At 70.7% G+C, this 17,429-nt stretch carries 16 protein-coding genes; 10 read left to right on the top strand and 6 right to left on the bottom strand.

Annotation, left to right across the window (positions count from 1 at the left end; translation table 11 throughout):
* Window positions 1-13 precede the first annotated feature (13 nt).
* The 3 genes from QM711_RS13130 (at window position 14) to QM711_RS13120 (ending at window position 4,572) form a co-directional block, all read left to right on the top strand.
* Complete coding sequence (locus tag QM711_RS13130; RefSeq protein WP_415100037.1) at window positions 14-1,198, top strand: M23 family metallopeptidase; 1,185 nt, start codon at window positions 14-16, stop codon at window positions 1,196-1,198.
* Between the two features lie 12 nt (window positions 1,199-1,210).
* Complete coding sequence (locus QM711_RS13125; RefSeq protein ID WP_415100035.1) at window positions 1,211-3,514, top strand: hypothetical protein; 2,304 nt, start codon at window positions 1,211-1,213, stop codon at window positions 3,512-3,514.
* A gap of 95 nt (window positions 3,515-3,609) precedes the next feature.
* Window positions 3,610-4,572, top strand: coding sequence for an L-lactate dehydrogenase (locus tag QM711_RS13120; protein WP_415100033.1), 963 nt, complete (start codon window positions 3,610-3,612; stop codon window positions 4,570-4,572).
* Between the two features lie 131 nt (window positions 4,573-4,703).
* Here QM711_RS13120 and QM711_RS13115 read toward each other — a convergent pair whose 3' ends face one another.
* Window positions 4,704-5,258 (bottom strand): hypothetical protein, encoded by a 555-nt coding sequence (locus QM711_RS13115; protein ID WP_415100031.1) that lies wholly within the window; start codon window positions 5,256-5,258, stop codon window positions 4,704-4,706.
* A gap of 154 nt (window positions 5,259-5,412) precedes the next feature.
* Between QM711_RS13115 and QM711_RS13110 the strand changes: the two genes are divergently transcribed.
* A complete protein-coding gene (locus tag QM711_RS13110) occupies window positions 5,413-6,369 on the top strand; it encodes a DMT family transporter (protein ID WP_415100029.1) in 957 nt (318 codons plus the stop codon).
* 95 nt (window positions 6,370-6,464) lie between these two features.
* On the opposite strand, the gene QM711_RS13105 is transcribed toward QM711_RS13110, so the two are convergent.
* Window positions 6,465-7,253, bottom strand: coding sequence for a hypothetical protein (locus QM711_RS13105; protein WP_415100027.1), 789 nt, complete (start codon window positions 7,251-7,253; stop codon window positions 6,465-6,467).
* 96 nt (window positions 7,254-7,349) lie between these two features.
* On the opposite strand from QM711_RS13105, the gene QM711_RS13100 reads away from it, so the two are divergent.
* Genes QM711_RS13100 through holA form a run of 5 tightly spaced genes read left to right on the top strand, consistent with a single transcriptional unit; the run spans window position 7,350 to window position 12,709 of the window.
* Entirely contained in the window at window positions 7,350-7,736 is a 387-nt protein-coding gene (locus tag QM711_RS13100; RefSeq protein WP_415100025.1) for a DUF4192 family protein, read from the top strand.
* A complete protein-coding gene (locus tag QM711_RS13095; protein ID WP_415100023.1) occupies window positions 7,702-8,340 on the top strand; it encodes a DUF4192 family protein in 639 nt (212 codons plus the stop codon). The genes QM711_RS13100 and QM711_RS13095 overlap by 35 nt, the downstream gene beginning before the upstream one ends.
* Window positions 8,337-9,326 carry a helix-hairpin-helix domain-containing protein gene (locus tag QM711_RS13090; protein WP_415100021.1) on the top strand — a complete coding sequence of 330 codons (990 nt, stop codon included), beginning with the start codon at window positions 8,337-8,339 and terminating at the stop codon, window positions 9,324-9,326. Before QM711_RS13095 ends, QM711_RS13090 begins: the two co-directional genes overlap by 4 nt.
* 52 nt (window positions 9,327-9,378) lie before the next feature.
* The gene (locus QM711_RS13085) at window positions 9,379-11,667 is read left to right on the top strand and encodes a ComEC/Rec2 family competence protein (protein ID WP_415100019.1); all 2,289 of its coding nucleotides are present in this window, start codon (window positions 9,379-9,381) and stop codon (window positions 11,665-11,667) included.
* 49 nt (window positions 11,668-11,716) lie between these two features.
* Complete coding sequence (gene holA, locus QM711_RS13080) at window positions 11,717-12,709, top strand: DNA polymerase III subunit delta (RefSeq protein WP_415100017.1); 993 nt, start codon at window positions 11,717-11,719, stop codon at window positions 12,707-12,709.
* Window positions 12,710-12,833: 124 nt separating this feature from the next.
* Here holA and QM711_RS13075 read toward each other — a convergent pair whose 3' ends face one another.
* Together QM711_RS13075 and rpsT are read right to left on the bottom strand one after the other, a co-directional pair.
* A complete protein-coding gene (locus tag QM711_RS13075; protein WP_415100015.1) occupies window positions 12,834-13,364 on the bottom strand; it encodes a hypothetical protein in 531 nt (176 codons plus the stop codon).
* 226 nt (window positions 13,365-13,590) lie between these two features.
* Complete coding sequence (gene rpsT / locus QM711_RS13070) at window positions 13,591-13,851, bottom strand: 30S ribosomal protein S20 (protein ID WP_415100013.1); 261 nt, start codon at window positions 13,849-13,851, stop codon at window positions 13,591-13,593.
* A gap of 197 nt (window positions 13,852-14,048) precedes the next feature.
* Between rpsT and lepA the strand changes: the two genes are divergently transcribed.
* A complete protein-coding gene (lepA, locus tag QM711_RS13065) occupies window positions 14,049-15,878 on the top strand; it encodes a translation elongation factor 4 (RefSeq protein WP_415100011.1) in 1,830 nt (609 codons plus the stop codon).
* Between the two features lie 101 nt (window positions 15,879-15,979).
* Here the strand turns inward: lepA and QM711_RS13060 are convergent, their stop codons facing one another.
* On the bottom strand, window positions 15,980-16,747 hold the full coding sequence (locus tag QM711_RS13060; RefSeq protein ID WP_415100009.1) for a cytochrome b5 domain-containing protein: 768 nt from the start codon (window positions 16,745-16,747) through the stop codon (window positions 15,980-15,982).
* A gap of 98 nt (window positions 16,748-16,845) precedes the next feature.
* The gene (locus tag QM711_RS13055) at window positions 16,846-17,385 is read right to left on the bottom strand and encodes a rhomboid family intramembrane serine protease (RefSeq protein WP_415100920.1); all 540 of its coding nucleotides are present in this window, start codon (window positions 17,383-17,385) and stop codon (window positions 16,846-16,848) included.
* Window positions 17,386-17,429: the final 44 nt, after the last annotated feature.

The following is a 17,429-nucleotide window of genomic DNA, read 5'->3' as shown; positions in this document are numbered from 1 at the left end:
GGAAGGTGGGGGGATGGCCACGCCGCCACATAATGATGTTTGCGATAATTCTGATGCTGCGCCGCGTCGAGTCGACGCGTCGTCCGCGGTCGTCAGGGGACGCGCCCGGAGGGTTCAGCGCGAGCGCATCGGGCTGCGCACCTACCTGGTGAACGCGGTTGCCATCGGGATCGCGGTGCTGGTCGCACCCGCGCTGACCACCTCGTCGGCGACGGTGGCCGTGCCGCGGACCGTCCCGACGGCGGTGGCGACGCCCGCCGCGGCCGCCGAGCCGGCGCCGGCGCCCACCGAGGAGCCCCGCACCGGACGGGATCGCGACGCCGTCCGCGACTCCCTCGAGCATGACGACACGTTCGCCCCGCCGCCGCCGCCCGGCGGCTCGGTCACAGCCAACGGCACCGACTTCGTCTCGCCGGTGCCCGGTCCGATCACCGGTGGCTTCGGGCAGCGCTTCCACCCGATCCTGCACTACTGGCGCATGCACAACGGTGTCGATATGCATGCCTCGTGCGGCACCGTCGTCGTCGCCGCCTACCGGGGCACCGTGGTGCAGGCCGGGGTCAACGGCGGTTACGGCAACCTGATCGTCGTCGATCACGGCCGGTACAAGGGCAAGCAGGTGATCAGCAAGTACGCGCACCTCTCCCGGATCGGGGTCCGGGTGGGCGACAAGGTGGCGACCGGTCAGGGCATCGCGTTGTCCGGCACCACCGGTTTGTCGACCGGGTGCCATCTGCACTTCGAGATCAAGGAGAACGGCGGCTACGTCGACCCGGCCCCCTACCTCACCGGCAAGTCGTCCCCGCGTCCGACGGGTCCGATCAAGGACCTCGGCAAGCCCGACGGGCACGGTCCGTCGGCGACGCCCAGCCCGACGCCGACCAGGTCAGTGACCGCCTCGCCGAAGCCGAAGCCGTCCGCGACACCCTCGAAGTCCGCCACGCCGGCCCCGACGACGACGAGCCCCAGCGCGACGCCGACACCCACCACCAGCCCGACGCCCACGCCGACACCGACACCGACGCCGAGTCCGACCCGGACGCCGGCGTCCACACCGAGTACGACGGCGCGTCAGACCGAGTCGTCCCGGCCGGATCCGACCCGGTCGGCGAAGGCCGACACCTCGCCGGCGCCGAAGGACTCCGAGCGGGAGTCGACGCCGGCAGCCCCCTCGCCTTCCGCCTCGCCGACCCCGTAGGCTCTCGGCCCGATGGGCGGGCTGATATCTCGGTGGCGCCGGCGCCGGCTGTTCGCCGCGCCGACGCTCGGTCGCCGTCCGGTGCCCCGGTGGGCCTGGACGCCCTTCGCCGCCCTGGCCGGCGTCCTGACCGTGCTCGCCGCCGTCCGCGCCCTCGGGCTGGCCGGTCCCGGCTGGTACCTGTGGCTGACCGATCCTCGCCAGCCGATCGTGCCCGGCGTGTTCCTCGGGTCGATCCTCGCCGCGGCGGCACTGTACGCACGCTCGCGCAGCGCCCGCGGACGGGTGGTCGGGGTGCTCAGCGTGTCGGCGTTCGCGCTCGGCGCCGTCGTTCTCGGGCTGGTCTCCTATCTGCACTGCGGGGTGGACGGCCCGCCGTTCTTCGAGCAGCTGATCTGGGTGCTGTCGGGCAACGGCGCCGAGCCGTGGGGCGCCGCGCCGGGGTGCCCGGCGCAACCTCCGCTGGCGCATCACCTGGCCCGGCTGTGCGCTCTGTGGGGGGCGCTGGCCAGTGTGGTAGGCGTCGTGGTGGCCATGTTGCGGCGCCAACTGGACCGGTGGCTGGCGGCCTGGTCGAATCGATCGGTGGTGGTCCTCGGCGCCTCTGCGCAGGCGGCGACGATGGTGCGTGCGGTCGCCGCCCACCGGGCTGCCGGTTCGGCGCTCCTGGTCGTCGACCACACCGGCGACGAGGCGTTCAGTGCGACCGTGCGCGCACTCGGCGGCCGGGTGCTGGCCGCCGAGGCGCTCGACGCCGACCTGCTGCGCAGCCTGCTGACCCGGCAGGGGCGGATCGCCGTCGAATCGGTGCACATCATCGAGGAGCGGGTGCCGGAGGCGCTCGCCACTTTTGCCCAGGTCGCCGAGGTGCTGGACGCAGCCGTGCCCGACCCGGCACTGGTCGGCCGGGTGCAGGTACGGATCGACGACCCCTGGGCAGCGGAGAACTGGCGCCGGGACATCACCGGCACCGAGCGTTCCTGGCTGGCCGACGCACTCTCAGCCACCGAGCAGACGGCTCGGGCGATCGTGGCCAGGGTCGAGCTGTTCGGGGCCCGGCGACTCGTCGTGGCCGGCGAAGGCGATCTGGCTGCCGCCGTGCTGGCCGAAGTAGCCCGGGTCGAACGCGAACGGCGGGCGCTGCACGACGCAGCGTCCGCGCAGCCGCTCAGCGTGGTGGTGGTCGGGACGGGAGCTGCCGGGCTCGCGGCGGAGCATTCGGCGCACCAGGCACGTTTCGGCAACGACCGCGGGATCGCCGAACTGCGGGTGATCGCCGAGCCGGCTCAGGACGCGGTGCTGATCGCGGCGGCCGGCGAACCTGACACGGCGCTCGTGATCGCCGAATCCGGGCCGGGGCTGACCCGGCCCACCCGGCTGGCCGGTCAGCTGCCCGAGGTGACGATCCTGGCGGTCGACCCGGCGAGCGCCGAACTGCCCGGTCAGCCGTTGGTCGGGCGCCTGATCAGCTTCGGCGTGGGCCTACTCACCGGGGACGAACCACCCCAGGACCACTGGACGCGGATCGCCCGGCTGCTGCACGCGGCCTACCTGGCTGAACTCGGCGACGGCGCCGGCACTCGGCCATCGTCGCGGCAGTGGGCTGAGCTGCCGACGTTCTACCGGCGCAGCAATCTTCGCCAGGTGCACAGCCTGTTCGCCGGCGTCGCTCAGCTGGGCCGGTCGTGGGCCGCCGAGGGTTCGGGCGAGGAACTGGACGCGGCCGAGATCGACTTCCTCAGCCGACTCGAGCACGAATCCTGGCGGAGCTTGTACCTGGCCAACGGCTGGCGGCCCGGTCCCGTCCGCGACGATGCCCGGCTGGTCCACGACTGGCTGATCGATTGGGACGCCCTGCCGCCGGCCGCCCGCGTGCGGACCAGCGCCGGCGTGCGGCGTTCGCTTGCGCTGCTCGACACCGCCGGCTACCGCTCGCGGCGGCGGACGGCGCTGCTGCCGTTCCGCCGGCGCGGTGAGGTGCGCGCCGTCCGGCTGGCCGAAGCCCGCCGCTGGTACACCGAGTCCGGTGCCGAGATGGCGGCCACGGCGGGCGACTGGCTGGTCACCGATCCGGGCACCGGACGGCAGTGGACCTCCGACGACAGAGCCTTCGTGGCCGGCCACGAGCGACTGGCGGCGGATCGCTACCAGCGCACCGGCGTGGTCCGGGCCCGGCCGGCGCATCTGGGCGAGCAGGTGGTCACGCTGGAAGGCCCGTCGGTCGCGCGGCCCGGCGACTGGCTGGTCGAGGGAGCGGTGCGGGAACGCTGGCTGGTTCCCGCGGAACGTTTCCGCGAGGCGTACGAACCGGTCTAGTCTCAAGGTGGCGGACCGCCCGGTGTCGTGGCCGACGAGCGGGCTTGTTTGCGGTTCCCGCCCGGGGGCGCACGCCGCTGGCTAACGTATTCCCCATGTCTACCTCCACGAGTACTCGCACCAAACTCTCAGTGATCGGCGCGGGCGCGGTCGGTTCGTCCCTCGCCTACGCAGCGTTGATCCGCGGCTCAGCGGACGAGATCGCGCTCTACGACCTGGACGAGAAGAAGGTCGACGCCGAGGTCCGCGACCTCGGTCACGGGACCCAGTTCACCCGTTCGTCCGATGTGATCGGCGGCAATTCCATCGAGGTCGTCAAGGACTCACAGGTGGTGATCATCACCGCCGGCGCCAAGCAGAAGCCCGGCCAGACCCGGCTCGACCTGGCCGCCACCAACGTCAACATCCTCAAATCGCTGATGCCGAAGCTGCTCGAGCAGGCGCCCAACGCCCTCTACGTCCTGGTCACCAATCCGTGCGACGTGCTCACCGTGGTCGCCCAGAAGATCAGCGGGCTGCCGACCGGCCGGGTGTTCTCCTCCGGCACCATGCTCGACACGTCACGGCTGCGGTTCGCGATCGCCAAGGTGGCGCGGGTGCTGCCCGCCCACGTGCACGCCACGATCATGGGTGAGCACGGCGACAGCGAGTTCCCGGTCTGGTCGAGCGCCAAGATCAGCAGCATCCCGATCCGCGATTGGGTGGACTCGACCGGCAAGCGAATGTTCGACGAGATCCTGCTGGCCCAGCTGGGCGACGAGGCGATGCACGCTGCCTACACGGTGATCGAGGGCAAGGGCGCCACCAACTACGCGATCGGCCTGACCGGTGCCCGGCTCACCGAGGCGCTGCTCAGCAGCGAGCGGTCGGTCTTTCCGCTCTCCAGCGTGCTGGACGGCTTCCACGGGCTGCACGGCGTCGCCTTGTCGGTGCCCAGCCTGGTCTCCAGCCGCGGTATCGAGCGGGTGCTCGACGTGCCGATGGACGCCCAGGAGATCACCATGCTGAAGCGGTCGGCGGCCACCCTCAAGGAGTCGCTGGCCGCGCTCGGCTTCTGAGCCGACGCGGCACTGCCGACACCGGTGGAACTCGTCGGACCCCGTCGTGAGCGCGCTGACCAGGGATTTCGATGAGTGCACCGGTGTCGCGGGACCGGCACCGCGGGACTGAGTCGTCGCCGGCACCCGGGCTATTTGAGCGGCGTGGTGCGCGCAGCGACGTCCTCGGCCAGCTCCAGGGCGGCCTCGCGTTGCCCCTGGTCGCTGCCGCCGAGGCCGAGCACCCGCACGTAGTAATGGGCGTCGACGGCGACCAGCGCGGTGGTCGTCGAGTCCTCGCCGGTGACGCCGGAGCGCTTGTCGCCGGAGTAGTTCTCGGTCTGGCTGAGTTGCTGCAGCTCCTTGCTCAGCGCCGAGCCTTTGGGGTCGTGGACGACCTGGACCGAGAGCAGCCCGCCGCCGTCCTCGCCCTGAAGTGCGCATTCCCCGACCCGTTGGCCCGCCCGGAAGGTGGACAGCTCGCGCAGGCCGGAGATCGGCTGGTCGACCACGGACTCGGCCTTCGCGGCGTCCACCCGCTCGTCGCAGAGCTGGCCACGGGTGCCCACCAGTGACGGTCCGGGGTCGGGATCGGTCGCGCAGCCGGTCAGCAGGATCGCCAGGAGTGCTGCCGCGGCGACCGGACGCGGCCAGTTCCGTCCGGCGCGCCGGCGTCCGGCATGGCGGTTGGCGAGGGGGGCGACCATGGCTCGACATTACCCCGAGGAGGGGTTCGGACGGCGCCGTGACGACAGGTGGTCGGTCGCTGAGCGGCCGGCGCTCGGGCCGAACCAGGTCCGGTGGTTGGACTGCTTCGCGCGGCCGGTAGGCTGACCCCGACGCCCTACAGATTGGACGCCGATGCTGCCGTTGTCCGGACCAGGTTTCTCCCTGTTCGAGCAGAACATCCCGCTCGCCATCGCCATCGTGGTCGGCTCTTCCGTCGCCTACGCGGGCGGATCGACCATGCAGCATGTGGCCGTCGGGAGGCTGGTCGACAAGGGTGCCGACAATCGGGCGATGAACCTGCGGCAGCTGTGGCGGCTGATCCGGACCCCGCTGTGGCTGCTCGGCCTGTTCACCATCTTCATCGGTGCGTCGGCGCACATCGTCGCGCTGATGATGGCACCGGTCACCGTCGTTCAGCCGGTCGGCATTCTCGCGGTGCCCTGGGCTGTGCTGATGGCGTCGCGGATCCACCGGCACACGATCACCCGTGCGATGTGGCTCGCCGTCGCGACGACGATCGGCGGAATCGTGGTGTTCACGCTGCTCTCCGCGCGGGCGGCGTCCGAACACACGGTGCTCGACCCGGTCGCGATCGCGATCGGCTGTTCGGTGATCTGCGTGATCGGCACCTGCCTCGGCCTGCTCGGCTGGAAGGGCCCGGTGCAGCTGCGTTGCCTGATGTGGGCCTCCGGCGGCTCGTTCTTCTACGGCCTGTCGGCCGGCATGGTGAAAGCCACCTCCGAGGTGGTCAAGCAGGACGGCTTCCACGGCATGCCGATCTTCTGGGTGGTCGCCCCGTTCCTGGTGCTCTCCTACGGCGTCGGCGGGTTCATGGTGCAGCAGGCGCTGGCCAACGGGCCGGCCGAGATCACGGTCGGCTCGATGACCACCACCGATCCGATCGTGGCGGTGACATTCGGGCTGGTCGTCCTCGGCGAGGGGGTCCGGATCACCCCGCTCGCCGGCGCGGGTATGGCCCTAGCTGGGGTGTTCGCGGTTTGGGGGGTGGTGTTGCTGTCGAAGCACCACCCGGACGCCGCGCGCCCGAAGTCTCCGCTGCCCGCATCTTCCCAGGTGGCCGCGGGCTGAGCGGTCCCGCTCGGCCGACTGCTGCCGATCGAGTGTTCTCGCATCGCTCGACCACGCTGCCTTCGCTTCGTTGATCGCGGTGCGACGGCCCGGGCTCAGCCCTTGACGGCGAGGGCGGACATCTGCCGCCCGGCACCGTTGGCCAGAATGATCGTGGCGTCGCCCCGGGACATCGGAAAGAACACGTAGCCGGTCGATGGCCGCGCGGGCGAAGCGGTGCCCGTCCTGATGTCCGGCTCGCGGGGGCTGCTGGCCGGGCTGACCACCTGCGCGGACGCGTTGGAGAACGCCATGAAGCTGAAGCTGATCGAACCGTCGTCGGAGTAGATCCGCAGTTCGACGATCAGGCCCTCGTCGATCCAGTTCGACGAGAGGATCTCCCAGCGGCCCTTCTGCCGGTCGTCCGGGGTGTTGAACGGGTGTCCCGGACCGGCGGACGTCGCGGCGGGGGTGGGGCTGGCGCTGGCGCTGGGCTGGGCGACGGGAAGTGAGCGAACGTAGAGGCCACCGGCGATCACCAGGACGAGCGTGACCAGGGCCGCGATCGTGATCAGCAGCGGCGTCCGGTTGGACGGCGGGGCGAACTCGCCGATCGAGACATGCGCGGGCGGCTGCTCGCCCAGAGCACGCCGGGGGTCGAAGCCCGGCGGGGTCTGGCCCCCGGGCTGTGGATCGGCGTTCGCTGGATAACCACTCGGTGGGTACCCGTGGGGTGGCTGGGCCGGGTACCGGTGGGCATCCGGTGGCGGATACCCTGCCGCGGGCGGCACTGAGTTGGGCGGCGTCGAGTTGGGCGGCCATGGGGGAACACCCCAGGGCTGGTTCGGACCTGGGCCTTGGGGCGGCGGCCCGGCGGGCCATCCGCTGCCGGGTGTGCTGGTCATCGTCACTCAGGCTACCCGTCCTCGGGTTTTCCACAGATTCGGTGTCCGCGCGAGCGATTTTGACCATTCTCGGATTCGCGGGCCGTCACTGAGGGCATGACTGCTGATACCTCACCGCCCATCGCGCGGGTGCGCGACCTACCCGACCTGCTCGGCGTGATTCCCCACCTCCTCGGCTTCCATCCCGAGGAATCGATGATCCTGATCGTGGTCGACGGGGGCCAGATTCAACTGACCGCGCGCACCGATCTCGCCGATCTTCGCGGGGCCGGCCATCTCGAATTGCTCATTGACCGGATGCTGCTCCGGTGGCCGGCGGGCGCGATGTGGTTGGTCGCCTACACCTCCCAGGAGGCGGCGGGCTGGCGACTACTGCGCCGAGCCCGCCGACATCTGGGGGAGTCCTTGTTCGGCGACCCGATCTGCGTTCTCGGGCGCCGGCTACCGGGTGGGGGATGCCGACGGCCCGGTCTTCCGGCATGATCCGACGGCCAGCCAGACTGCCGCCGCGGCCACGGTGCACGGGCTCCAGGCGCGGCCCAGTCGTGACGCACTGGCCGCTCTGGTGCGCGGCGATCCCGATGCCGCGGCACTCGCCGAGCAGGTCTGGATGCGGGTTCTCGAGCGGGTGCTGACCGTCCAGCCGGCCGATCGGCCCGACGAGCTGATGAAGGCCTTGGGCCGGGGGCTTCGGAATCCCACCGGCATGTCGCGCGACGATCTGGCCTGGCTCGGGTTGCTGATCAACGATCCGTTCGCCCGCGACCGCGCGGTGCTCTCGCTGGAACCGTCTGATGCGGAGGGCTGGGTCGAGCTCTGGTCGCGCGTGGTGCGGGCATGTCCGCACGGCACCCAGGACAACCCCTTGGCCGTCCTCGGCCTCGCGGCCTGGGTGAACGGCGACGGAGCGCTGCAGTCGGTGTGCCTGGAGGAGATGGACGCACTGGGCATCCGGCCCGGCCTGAAGAACCTGCTGGAGAACCTCAGCGCCGCCGTGGTGCCGCCCAGCGAGTGGCCCGGGCTGCGCGAGTCATTGCGTGAACTGATCGAGGAAGCCGATGACGAGGTTCCGGACGAGGTGGCGTGACGGCAGGCGCAGGCGATCTGGGGTCGCGGGCGGAGACTGGCGAGGAGGGCGTGATGGGGTGGAGTCGAGGTGCCGACGACCTCTCCGAGGTGGTGAGACAACGGCTGCAGGCACTGCTGGCGGAGATCCCGCCGCGGCGGGCGGCTGACAGCGAAGGGGTTGCCGGACCCGGCCTGGCCGACCCGGCTGCTGAGCCTGCGCCGGGTGCGGGGCCACCTTCGGGTGGCAACCGCAGCGCGGCGCACACGACCGATCCTGGCCGGCGCGCGGCGCACAGCGGACGTGACGGCGTGCGAGACGCCGTGGCTGACGAGAGCCCGGAACCCGATCCGTCGGTCGCTGCCCGCTTGCCCGGGCAACTGGTCAGGCTCGCACCCCAACTGGGCCAGTTCATCCGGGAGCACCTGATCGTGGTCGGCGTGGTGGTGCTGACGGGGGTGCTCTGGGGCGGCTACAACCTGCTCCAGGCGCGCACCACCCCGGTTGCGGTGGCCGCGCAGCCGAGCGTCGCGGTGAGCGGCGTCCCGGCGTCCTCAAGCCCGACCCCTACCTCGACCGCACGGCTGCTGGTGCATGTGCTCGGCGAGGTGCGCCGTCCCGGGGTGGTCACTCTGGCCGAGGGCGCCCGGGTCCGAGATGCGCTGGCCGCCGCGGGTGGCCTGACCTCGCGAGCCAAACCGGGAGACCTCAACCTCGCCGCACCGGTCGTCGACGGTTCGCAACTGGTGATCGGACGCCGTGGCAGCCGGGTGTCGGAAACCGGCACGAGTCCGGTGGGAGGGGCCGGCGGCACGGCAAAGGTCGACCTCAACGCCGCCACGGCCGAGCAACTGGACGCGTTGCCCGGGGTCGGGCCGGTGACCGCCCAGAAGATCCTGGCGTGGCGGGCAGCGCACCAACGCTTCCGCTCCGTCACCGAGTTGCAGGAGGTCGACGGGATCGGTCCGAAGAGCTATGCCGAGATCGCGCCACTCGTCCGGGTTTGACGCAGGCGGCACCGACCTGGCGACCAGACCGCCCGACCTCCGGCTGGTGCCGGTGGCGATCGCAGCCTGGGCGGGCATGTGGGCGGCCACCGCAGGCGGATCCGGCTGGCTGCTGGTCGTCGGAGTCACTGCGGCGATCGCGGTCGCGGTCGCCGCCGGACGGCGCCGTCGATCGTGGGCAGCCGCTGCGGTGGCGGTGGTGTTGCTGGGCTGTCTTGGCACCGGCTGGGCGCGGGAATGGTGGCGGGCGAACGACCCGCTGGTCCGCCTGGCCGATCAGCAGGCCGTGGGCATCGCTGAGTTGACCGTCGTCGGTACCCCCCGTGGGGGAGAACGCACCGGCGTCCGGCCCGCCTGGTGGTCGAGCGCTGCTCGCCTGGACGGCCTGGACGCACGCGGCGAGCGGCTGCGCAGCGGTGCGCCGGTGCAGATCAGCGCCAGCGGAGACGCGGTCAGCGGGTGGGCCACCGTGGTACCGGGGAGCCGGGTGCGGGTCACTGTGCGGTTGGCTCCGGCCGAGCCCGGGGACAGCGTGTTCGTATGGGTGCGGGCCTGGGAACCACCGGTCGTCGTGGCACCTGCGGCGGGGACGGATGCCGCGATCGAGCGGGTCCGGGCCGGGCTGCGGCAGAGTGCGGCGCATCTCGATCCGGAACCGCGGGCGCTGGTGCCCGCGCTGGTGGTCGGCGACACATCCGGAATGCCGTCCGACCTGGTCGACCGGTTCAAGGTCGTCGGGCTGACGCACTTAACCGCCGTCTCGGGCGCCAATCTGACGCTGCTGTTGGCGTTCCTGGGGACGTTGGCGCGGTGGTGCGGGGTGACCGGCTGGTGGTTGCGTGGCCTGCTCGGGCTGGGGGTGGTCGGTTTCGTGCTGCTGTGCCATGCGGAGCCGAGCGTCGTTCGCGCCGCGGCGATGGGGGTGGTCGGGCTGGTGGCGCTGGGGGCGGGTGGCAGCGGTGGCCGGGCGGTGCGGGCGCTGTGTGTGGCGGTGGTGGTGATCGTTCTCGTTGATCCGGTGATGGCGCGGTCGGCAGGTTTCGCGCTGTCGGTGCTGGCGAGTGCGGGAATCGTGGCCTGGTCGCGGGCCTGGACGGACGCCTTGGCGCGGCGGCTGCCCCGCGGGCTGGCCGAGGGTCTGGCTACTCCGCTGGCGGCGCAGCTGGCCACCCAGCCGCTGGTCACTCTGCTGTCGGGTCAGGTCAGTCTGGTGGGGCTGGTGGCGAATCTGGCCGCCGGTCCGCTGGTGGGGCCGGCCACGGTGCTGGGATTCCTGGCGGCGGCGTTCGCCGTGCCGTTGGGCCCGGTGGCCACGCTGTTCGCGACCGGTGCGGGCTGGTGTGCGCAGAGTCTGTGCTGGATCGCGCGGCTCGGTGAGTTGTTCCCGGCGGCGGCGGTCCCGTGGCCGGCCACCGTGCTCGGGGTGGGCTTGGTGCTGGCCGGCTGCGTCGGGTTGGTGCTGGTGATGCCGCGGCTGCTTCATCGGGGCTGGCCGGCCGCGGTCGCGGGGCTGCTGCTGATCGTGGCGTTGCTGCGTCCGCCGAGTCCGCCGGGCTGGCCGCCACCGGACTGGTCGGTGGTGTTCTGCGATGTCGGGCAGGGCGACGCGACGTTGCTCCGGGTCGGGCCGCGGGCGGCCGCACTGGTGGATGCCGGGCCGGATCCGTCGCGGCTGCGGGCGTGTCTGGACGGCCTTGGTGTCGAGTCGGTGCCGTTGGTGGTGCTGACTCATTTTCATGCCGATCACATCACCGGGATCACGACGGCTCTGGACGGACGCCACACGACGACGGTGGCGGTGTCGGCGGCGACCAGCCCGGCCGGTGGCCGGGCGTTGGTCGAGCAGGCGGCGTCGGGGATCGGGTTGACCACGGTCGGCCCGGGCAGTGGTCTGCGGGTGGGTGAGTTGAGCATCGAGGTGCTGGCCACCAGGCCGACCACGGTCACCGCCGGCGCCGGCGTCGACGAGGGCGAGTCCTCGGCGGAGAACGATGGTTCGCTGGTGATGCGCGCGCGGGTGGGCGGACTACGGGTGTTGCTGCCAGGAGACGTCCAAGAGGACGGGCAGCGCGCCGCACTGGCCACCGGGGCCGACCTGTCCGCCGATGTGCTGCTGGTGCCGCATCACGGTTCGGGTCGTCAGCTGCCGGAGTTTCTGGCCGCCAGCCGGGCCGCTGTCGCGGTGTTCAGCGTCGGACTGGACAACGACTACGGGCATCCGGCGGTCCGGACCCAGCGCGCCGTTCAGGGTCTCGGCATGCAGCTGGCGCGGACCGACCAGCACGGATCGATCGCGGTGAGCGGCTCGCCCGGTGCCCTGGTGCTCACCACCCAACGGTGAGCCGGACCGGTCGGGACGGGTGTCGGTGCCAGCTGGCATGCTGAGGGCCATGACCGCTTCGTTCGCGACCGTGACCCTGATTCAGGGCCCCGAAGGGCTGCTCGCCGAGCGCGCGGTACGGCAGTTGGTCGACGAAGCGGTCCGCCAGCGCCCGGACGCCACGATCAGCCGAGTGCCGGCTTCCGGGCTCGACCGTGGCACCCTCGCCGAGATCACCGCGGGTTCGTTGTTCTCGGCCGCCAGTGTCGTTGTCGTCGAGCAACTGGCCGAACTTCCGGCGAATCTCGCCGACGATGTGGTCGCACTGGCGACTGCGCCCGAGCCCGACCTGGCCCTGATCCTGGTCCACGAAGGTGGCGTGAAGGGGAAGGCGCTGCTCGACCGCCTGCGGAAGGCGAAGGTCGAGCAGGTCGATGCGCCGATGGTCAAGGCATGGGAGCTGCCCCAGTTCGTCTCCGCCGAGGTGCGCAGGCAGGGCGGGCGGATAGACCGCCCGACCGCGGAAGCTCTGGTGAATGCCGTCGGCAGCGACTTGCGCAGCGTTGCCGGGGCCGTCGCCCAGCTATTGGCTGACACCGAAGAGCAGGTGATCACCCGCGCCGATGTCGGCCGCTACTTCGCCGGACGCGCCGAGGTCAGCGGCTTCGCGGTCGCCGATCACTGCCTTGACGGTGACCGGGAGGCGGCTCTCGGCAGCCTGCGGTGGGCGCTGGAGACCGGGGTCGCGCCGGTCCTGCTGACCAGTGCGATCGCCGCGGCGCTGCGCAACCTCGGCAAGTATCTCGGCGCCCGGGAGGAACGGCTGCGGGACGCCGACCTGGCGCGCCGGGTCGGCGTCCCGCCATGGAAGCTGAAGGATCTGGCCAGGCAGGCGCGGGGCTGGAACGCGCCGGCGGTAGCGGCCGCGATCCAGTTCGCAGCCACCGCGGACGCTCAGGTGAAGGGTGCCTCCGGCGACCCCGGCTTTGCGCTGGACATGCTTGTCTTGGGCGTGATCGAACGCCGTAGGGACAGTCGCCGATCGCCCGCCGGGTGTCCCTGAGTGTCGGCGATCTGCCGCCGAATCGGGCCTGGACAAGGCGAAACCCGTCCGGCGGCGGGGGGACGACCGCACGGACGGGTTTCGCGTGTGGGGGAAGATTGGCGCGTCCCCCAGTCTGGAGATCTCAGCGCTTCACTGAGATGTGCACGTGGTCGAAGTGGTTCGCGGTGGCACCGCCGCGGTTCGCCATCTTGCGCCAGTGCGGGCTCTGGGTGGTCCAGATCTTCTGCCGGAAGATCACGTAGTGGATGCCGTACTTCTTGGCGTTCTTCCGGTTCGCGAAGTACTTGGCAATCGACCAGCCGAGCGCGGAGTTCTTCTTCCACTTCGGGATCATCACGTCGATCGCGCGGCCGGCCGGATGATCGCCGGAGTACTTGCTTCCCGCGCGCCAGCCGCCGATGGACTTGACCGAGCGCCACTTGTCCCGCACCTTGTTGGCGACTCGCTTCGCCTTCTTGCTGAGGCGCTTGTAGTTGTGCACCTTCGCCTTCGGCTTGACCGAGGTCGTCGCGGCCGCCGGAGCGGCGGATGCAGCGCTGGGCGCGGGCTTGGCGCTGGCCGGCAGTGCCACACCGAAGGAGCCGACGGCGAGGGCCAGCGTCGAGGTGGCTGAGGCCGCCCAGATGGCCAGTCTTCTTCTGCTGATCCCCATGTCGTCTCCGTCGTCCGTGACTCGTCTGCGAGCCGGTTCGGTGGTGGCGTTGTCCGCCAGAGGCGAACTGTCTGAGGAATCTAATCACATTCTCAGATTCGAGGCAATTTGCTCAGCCACGCTCAGGAAGCGTGTGGGCCGACTGGTGCGAGCGGACCTCGTGTCCCAGTATCACGGCGCGCGGAAACGCCGCCCGGACGAGCCGGGCGGCGCTGGCGGGGTCAGCTCAGAGAGCGGCAGCCTGGGCGGCGATGGCCGACTTGCGGTTGGCGGCCTGGTTGCGGTGGATGACGCCCTTCGAGGCGGCCTTATCGAGGGCGCGGCAGGCGGCCTGGGCGAGGGTTTGCGCCTTCTCGGCGTCGCCGGCGTCCGCAGCCTCACGGAACTTGCGCACGTGGGTGCGCAGCGTCGACTTCACGGCCTTGTTGCGCTGACGAGCCTTCTCGTTCGTCTTGATGCGCTTCATCTGGGACTTGATGTTCGCCACAGGGCATGCCTCTTCGGTACTGGTTTGCTCACGGGATGCGCCCGCAGCGGACGCGACCACTCACATTATCAAAGTGGGCTCGCAGACGGCAAAGCGAGCCGGCTGGGACCGGGCCGGGCACAGGTGTCCGTGCGCGTCCGGACGTTCGCGCCGCGCTCGGTAGAGTAACCCTTCGGACCAGAGCACAGGACAGGTGAATGAGCGGACCCCGCCCCGGCGCCACGCCCCCGGAGAGCATCCGGAATTTCTGCATCATCGCGCACATCGACCACGGCAAATCGACCCTGGCCGACCGGATGTTGCAGTCCACCGGCGTCGTCGACGCCCGCTCGATGCGCGCCCAGTACCTGGACCGGATGGACATCGAGCGCGAACGCGGCATCACCATCAAGTCGCAGGCGGTCCGGATGCCGTGGCGGGTGGACGGCGCCGATCACGTCCTGAACATGATCGACACCCCTGGTCACGTCGACTTCACCTACGAGGTGTCCCGGTCGCTGGCCGCCTGCGAGGGGGCGATCCTGCTGATCGACGCCGCCCAGGGCATCGAGGCGCAGACCCTGGCCAACCTGTATCTGGCATTGGACGCCGACCTGCACATCATCCCGGTGCTGAACAAGATCGACCTGCCCAGTGCCCAGCCCGAGAAGTTCGCGGCCGAGATCGCCCACCTGGTCGGCTGCGACCCCGACGACGTCTTCCGCGTGTCGGCGAAGACCGGCGAGGGCGTCGGTGAGCTGCTGGACGCCATCGTGGAACAGATTCCCGCCCCGGTCGGCGACCCGGCAGCCCCGGCGCGGGCGTTGATCTTCGACTCGGTGTACGACACGTACCGTGGCGTGGTCACCTACGTCCGGGTGGTCGACGGCGCGCTGGCGCACCGGGACCGGATCCTGATGATGTCCACCAAGGCCACCCATGAGGTGCTCGAGCTGGGCGTGATCAGCCCGGAGCCGGTGCCGGCCAAGGGCCTCGGCGTCGGCGAGGTGGGCTACCTGATCACCGGTGTGAAGGACGTCCGGCAGTCGCGGGTCGGCGACACCGTCACCCTGACGTCTCGGCCGGCGACGCAGAACCTGGGCGGCTACCGGCAGCCCAACCCGATGGTCTATGCCGGCCTGTACCCGATCGACGGAGCCGACTTCCCCGAGCTGCGCGAGGCACTCGACAAGCTGCAGCTCAACGACGCGGCGCTCACTTACGAGCCCGAGACGTCCGGGGCGCTGGGCTTCGGCTTCCGGGTCGGCTTCCTCGGCCTGCTGCACATGGAGATCGTCCGCGAGCGGCTGGAGCGCGAGTTCAACCTCGACCTGATCTCGACCGCGCCGAACGTGGTCTACCGGGTGGTGATGGAGGACGGCTCCGGGCACGTGGTGACCAACCCGTCCGAGTACCCCGAGGGCAAGGTGGCCGAGGTCTGGGAGCCGGTGGTGAAGGCGACCATCCTGACCCCGACCGACTACATCGGCACGATCCTGGAGCTGTGCCAGGCCCGCCGCGGCGTCCAGACCGGGATGGACTACCTCAGCGAGGACCGGGTCGAGATCCGCTACCAGTTGCCGCTGGCCGAGATCGTCTTCGACTTCTTCGACGCGCTGAAGTCGCGGACGAAGGGCTACGCCTCGCTGGACTACGACGAGGCCGGCGAGCAGGTCGCCAAGCTGGTCAAGGTCGACATCCTGCTGCACGGCGAGCCGGTGGACGCCTTCAGCGCGATCGTGCACAGCGACGCCGCCTATTCCTACGGCGTCGCGATGTCGAAGAAACTCAAGGAGCTGATCCCGCGGCAGCAGTTCGAGGTGCCGATCCAGGCGGCGATCGGCTCCCGGGTGATCGCCCGCGAGACCGTCCGGGCGATCCGCAAGGACGTCCTGGCCAAGTGCTATGGCGGCGACATCACCCGCAAGCGCAAGCTGCTCGAGAAGCAGAAGGAGGGCAAGAAGCGGATGAAGATGGTCGGCCGCGTCGAGGTCCCCCAAGAGGCGTTCGTCGCCGCGCTGTCCACCGGGGAGACGTCCAAGAAGTAGCGCAACCCCGCCCGACAAGGCCCTGCCTAACTACCTGTGCCCTCCCACCTGCGGGAGGGCACAGGTAGTTAGGCAGGGCCCTGGCGGATCGCGCGGCTCGATCAGGCGGCGAGGTCGCCGATGTAGAACCGGGTCAGGGCGCTCTCGGGACGGTCCTGCCCGCCGTGCTGGCGGTTGAAGGCGGCGCTGGCGTCGGTGCCGCACAGCGCGGTGATCCGGTCGGCGCCACCGGGGTGCTGGCTGACCCAGTCGGTGAGGTTGTAGACACCGCCATTGACCGCCGCCCAGCAATCGGTCGCGGTCTTGTGCTGCTTGACCTGGTCGAGGGTGTAGCTCTTGGTGGTGCTTGCCGACGGGGACGCCGTCCCGGTTGAGCGCGCCGTCGGCGTCGCTGAACCCGAGGGCGCCGCCGCGGACGGACTCGGGGACGCGGCCGTGCTGCCGCCCCACACCGCGGTCGCTCCGCTGTGACCGACCAGCACGGTGAGCACCACGGACGCCGCGGACGCCACCGCGGTCAGGGCTCCGAGCACTTTGATCAGCACCGACTGGCGCTCCTTGCCGCGCTGCAGGAAGTACCAGACAGCCGAGAGCACGAGCGTGGGAATGGCAACCCGCGGCAGCAACTCGCCCCATGCCATATGGGCGGCCGGCGTCCCGACCTTTTCGGCGAGCACTTGGCCCGAGGCGGCCGCCACCAGGGTGGAGGCCGAGCCGGCGAGCAGGATGAGAAGCGCCAGTCCGGCGTAGCGCCGCCGCAACGGGGCGATCAGCACGCAGGCGATCATGCCGAGGGCACCGAGTGGCAGCAACACCACGACGGCGTGGACAACCAGGGGGTGCAGGGGGAGTCCAAAGACGTCGTACATGGTCAGCTCCTTGGGTCACGGGGGCGGCGGCGGCAAAAGGTTGACACGTCAACAATAACGCCTGATCGGGCGCAGCCATAGAGCCCCGAAGCTGTGAGTCAGCCGTGAATGCGGGACGCCGTCCGCCGCCGATGGCCGAACCAGGCGGCCAGCACGCCGCCGATCGCCCCGCCCAGGTGGGCCTGCCAGGAAACACCGACCTGGGTCGGGAAGACGCCCCAGAGGATGCCGCCGTACACCAGGAAGATCACCACCGCCAGCAGGATCTGCTTGCCGTCCCGGCCGAAGATGCCGCGGGTGAGCAGGTAGGTCAACCAGCCGAAGATCAGTCCGCTGGCGCCGATGGTGACCGTGTTGGGCGGGCTCAACAGCCAGGCGAAGACGCCACTGGTGACCACCGACCACAGTGTCGAGAGCAGTGCGCGCACCGCGCCGCCCAGGATCACCAGGAAGCCGAGGACGGCAAACGGCACCGTGTTCGCGCTCAGGTGCGCCCAGTCCACATGGAGCCAGGGGGCGACGAAGACCGAGGGCAGCGAACTCAGCTGCCAGGCGTGGATGCCGAGCGCGTCCAGGGAGCCGCGGGTGATCTGATCGGCCAGCTCGATCAGCCACAGCAGCGCGACCGCGACGCCGATCACCAGGCCGGCCCGCCGGGGTGCCACGGGTGCGTTCGCCCGCA

It is taken from the genome of Micropruina sp. (assembly GCF_047602385.1).
GTDB lineage: Bacteria > Actinomycetota > Actinomycetes > Propionibacteriales > Propionibacteriaceae > Micropruina.
Note: the sequence above shows the minus strand (reverse complement) of the source record. Positions and strands in the feature narration are given on the sequence as shown.

Coding starts and splice junctions, on each gene's coding strand:
- QM711_RS13130 (WP_415100037.1), top strand. CDS start 14: ATGGCCACGCCGCCACATAATGATGTTTGCGATAATTCTGATGCTGCG.
- QM711_RS13125 (WP_415100035.1), top strand. CDS start 1,211: ATGGGCGGGCTGATATCTCGGTGGCGCCGGCGCCGGCTGTTCGCCGCG.
- QM711_RS13120 (WP_415100033.1), top strand. CDS start 3,610: ATGTCTACCTCCACGAGTACTCGCACCAAACTCTCAGTGATCGGCGCG.
- QM711_RS13115 (WP_415100031.1), bottom strand. CDS start 5,258: ATGGTCGCCCCCCTCGCCAACCGCCATGCCGGACGCCGGCGCGCCGGA.
- QM711_RS13110 (WP_415100029.1), top strand. CDS start 5,413: ATGCTGCCGTTGTCCGGACCAGGTTTCTCCCTGTTCGAGCAGAACATC.
- QM711_RS13105 (WP_415100027.1), bottom strand. CDS start 7,253: ATGACCAGCACACCCGGCAGCGGATGGCCCGCCGGGCCGCCGCCCCAA.
- QM711_RS13100 (WP_415100025.1), top strand. CDS start 7,350: ATGACTGCTGATACCTCACCGCCCATCGCGCGGGTGCGCGACCTACCC.
- holA (WP_415100017.1), top strand. CDS start 11,717: ATGACCGCTTCGTTCGCGACCGTGACCCTGATTCAGGGCCCCGAAGGG.
- QM711_RS13075 (WP_415100015.1), bottom strand. CDS start 13,364: ATGGGGATCAGCAGAAGAAGACTGGCCATCTGGGCGGCCTCAGCCACC.
- lepA (WP_415100011.1), top strand. CDS start 14,049: ATGAGCGGACCCCGCCCCGGCGCCACGCCCCCGGAGAGCATCCGGAAT.
- QM711_RS13060 (WP_415100009.1), bottom strand. CDS start 16,747: ATGTACGACGTCTTTGGACTCCCCCTGCACCCCCTGGTTGTCCACGCC.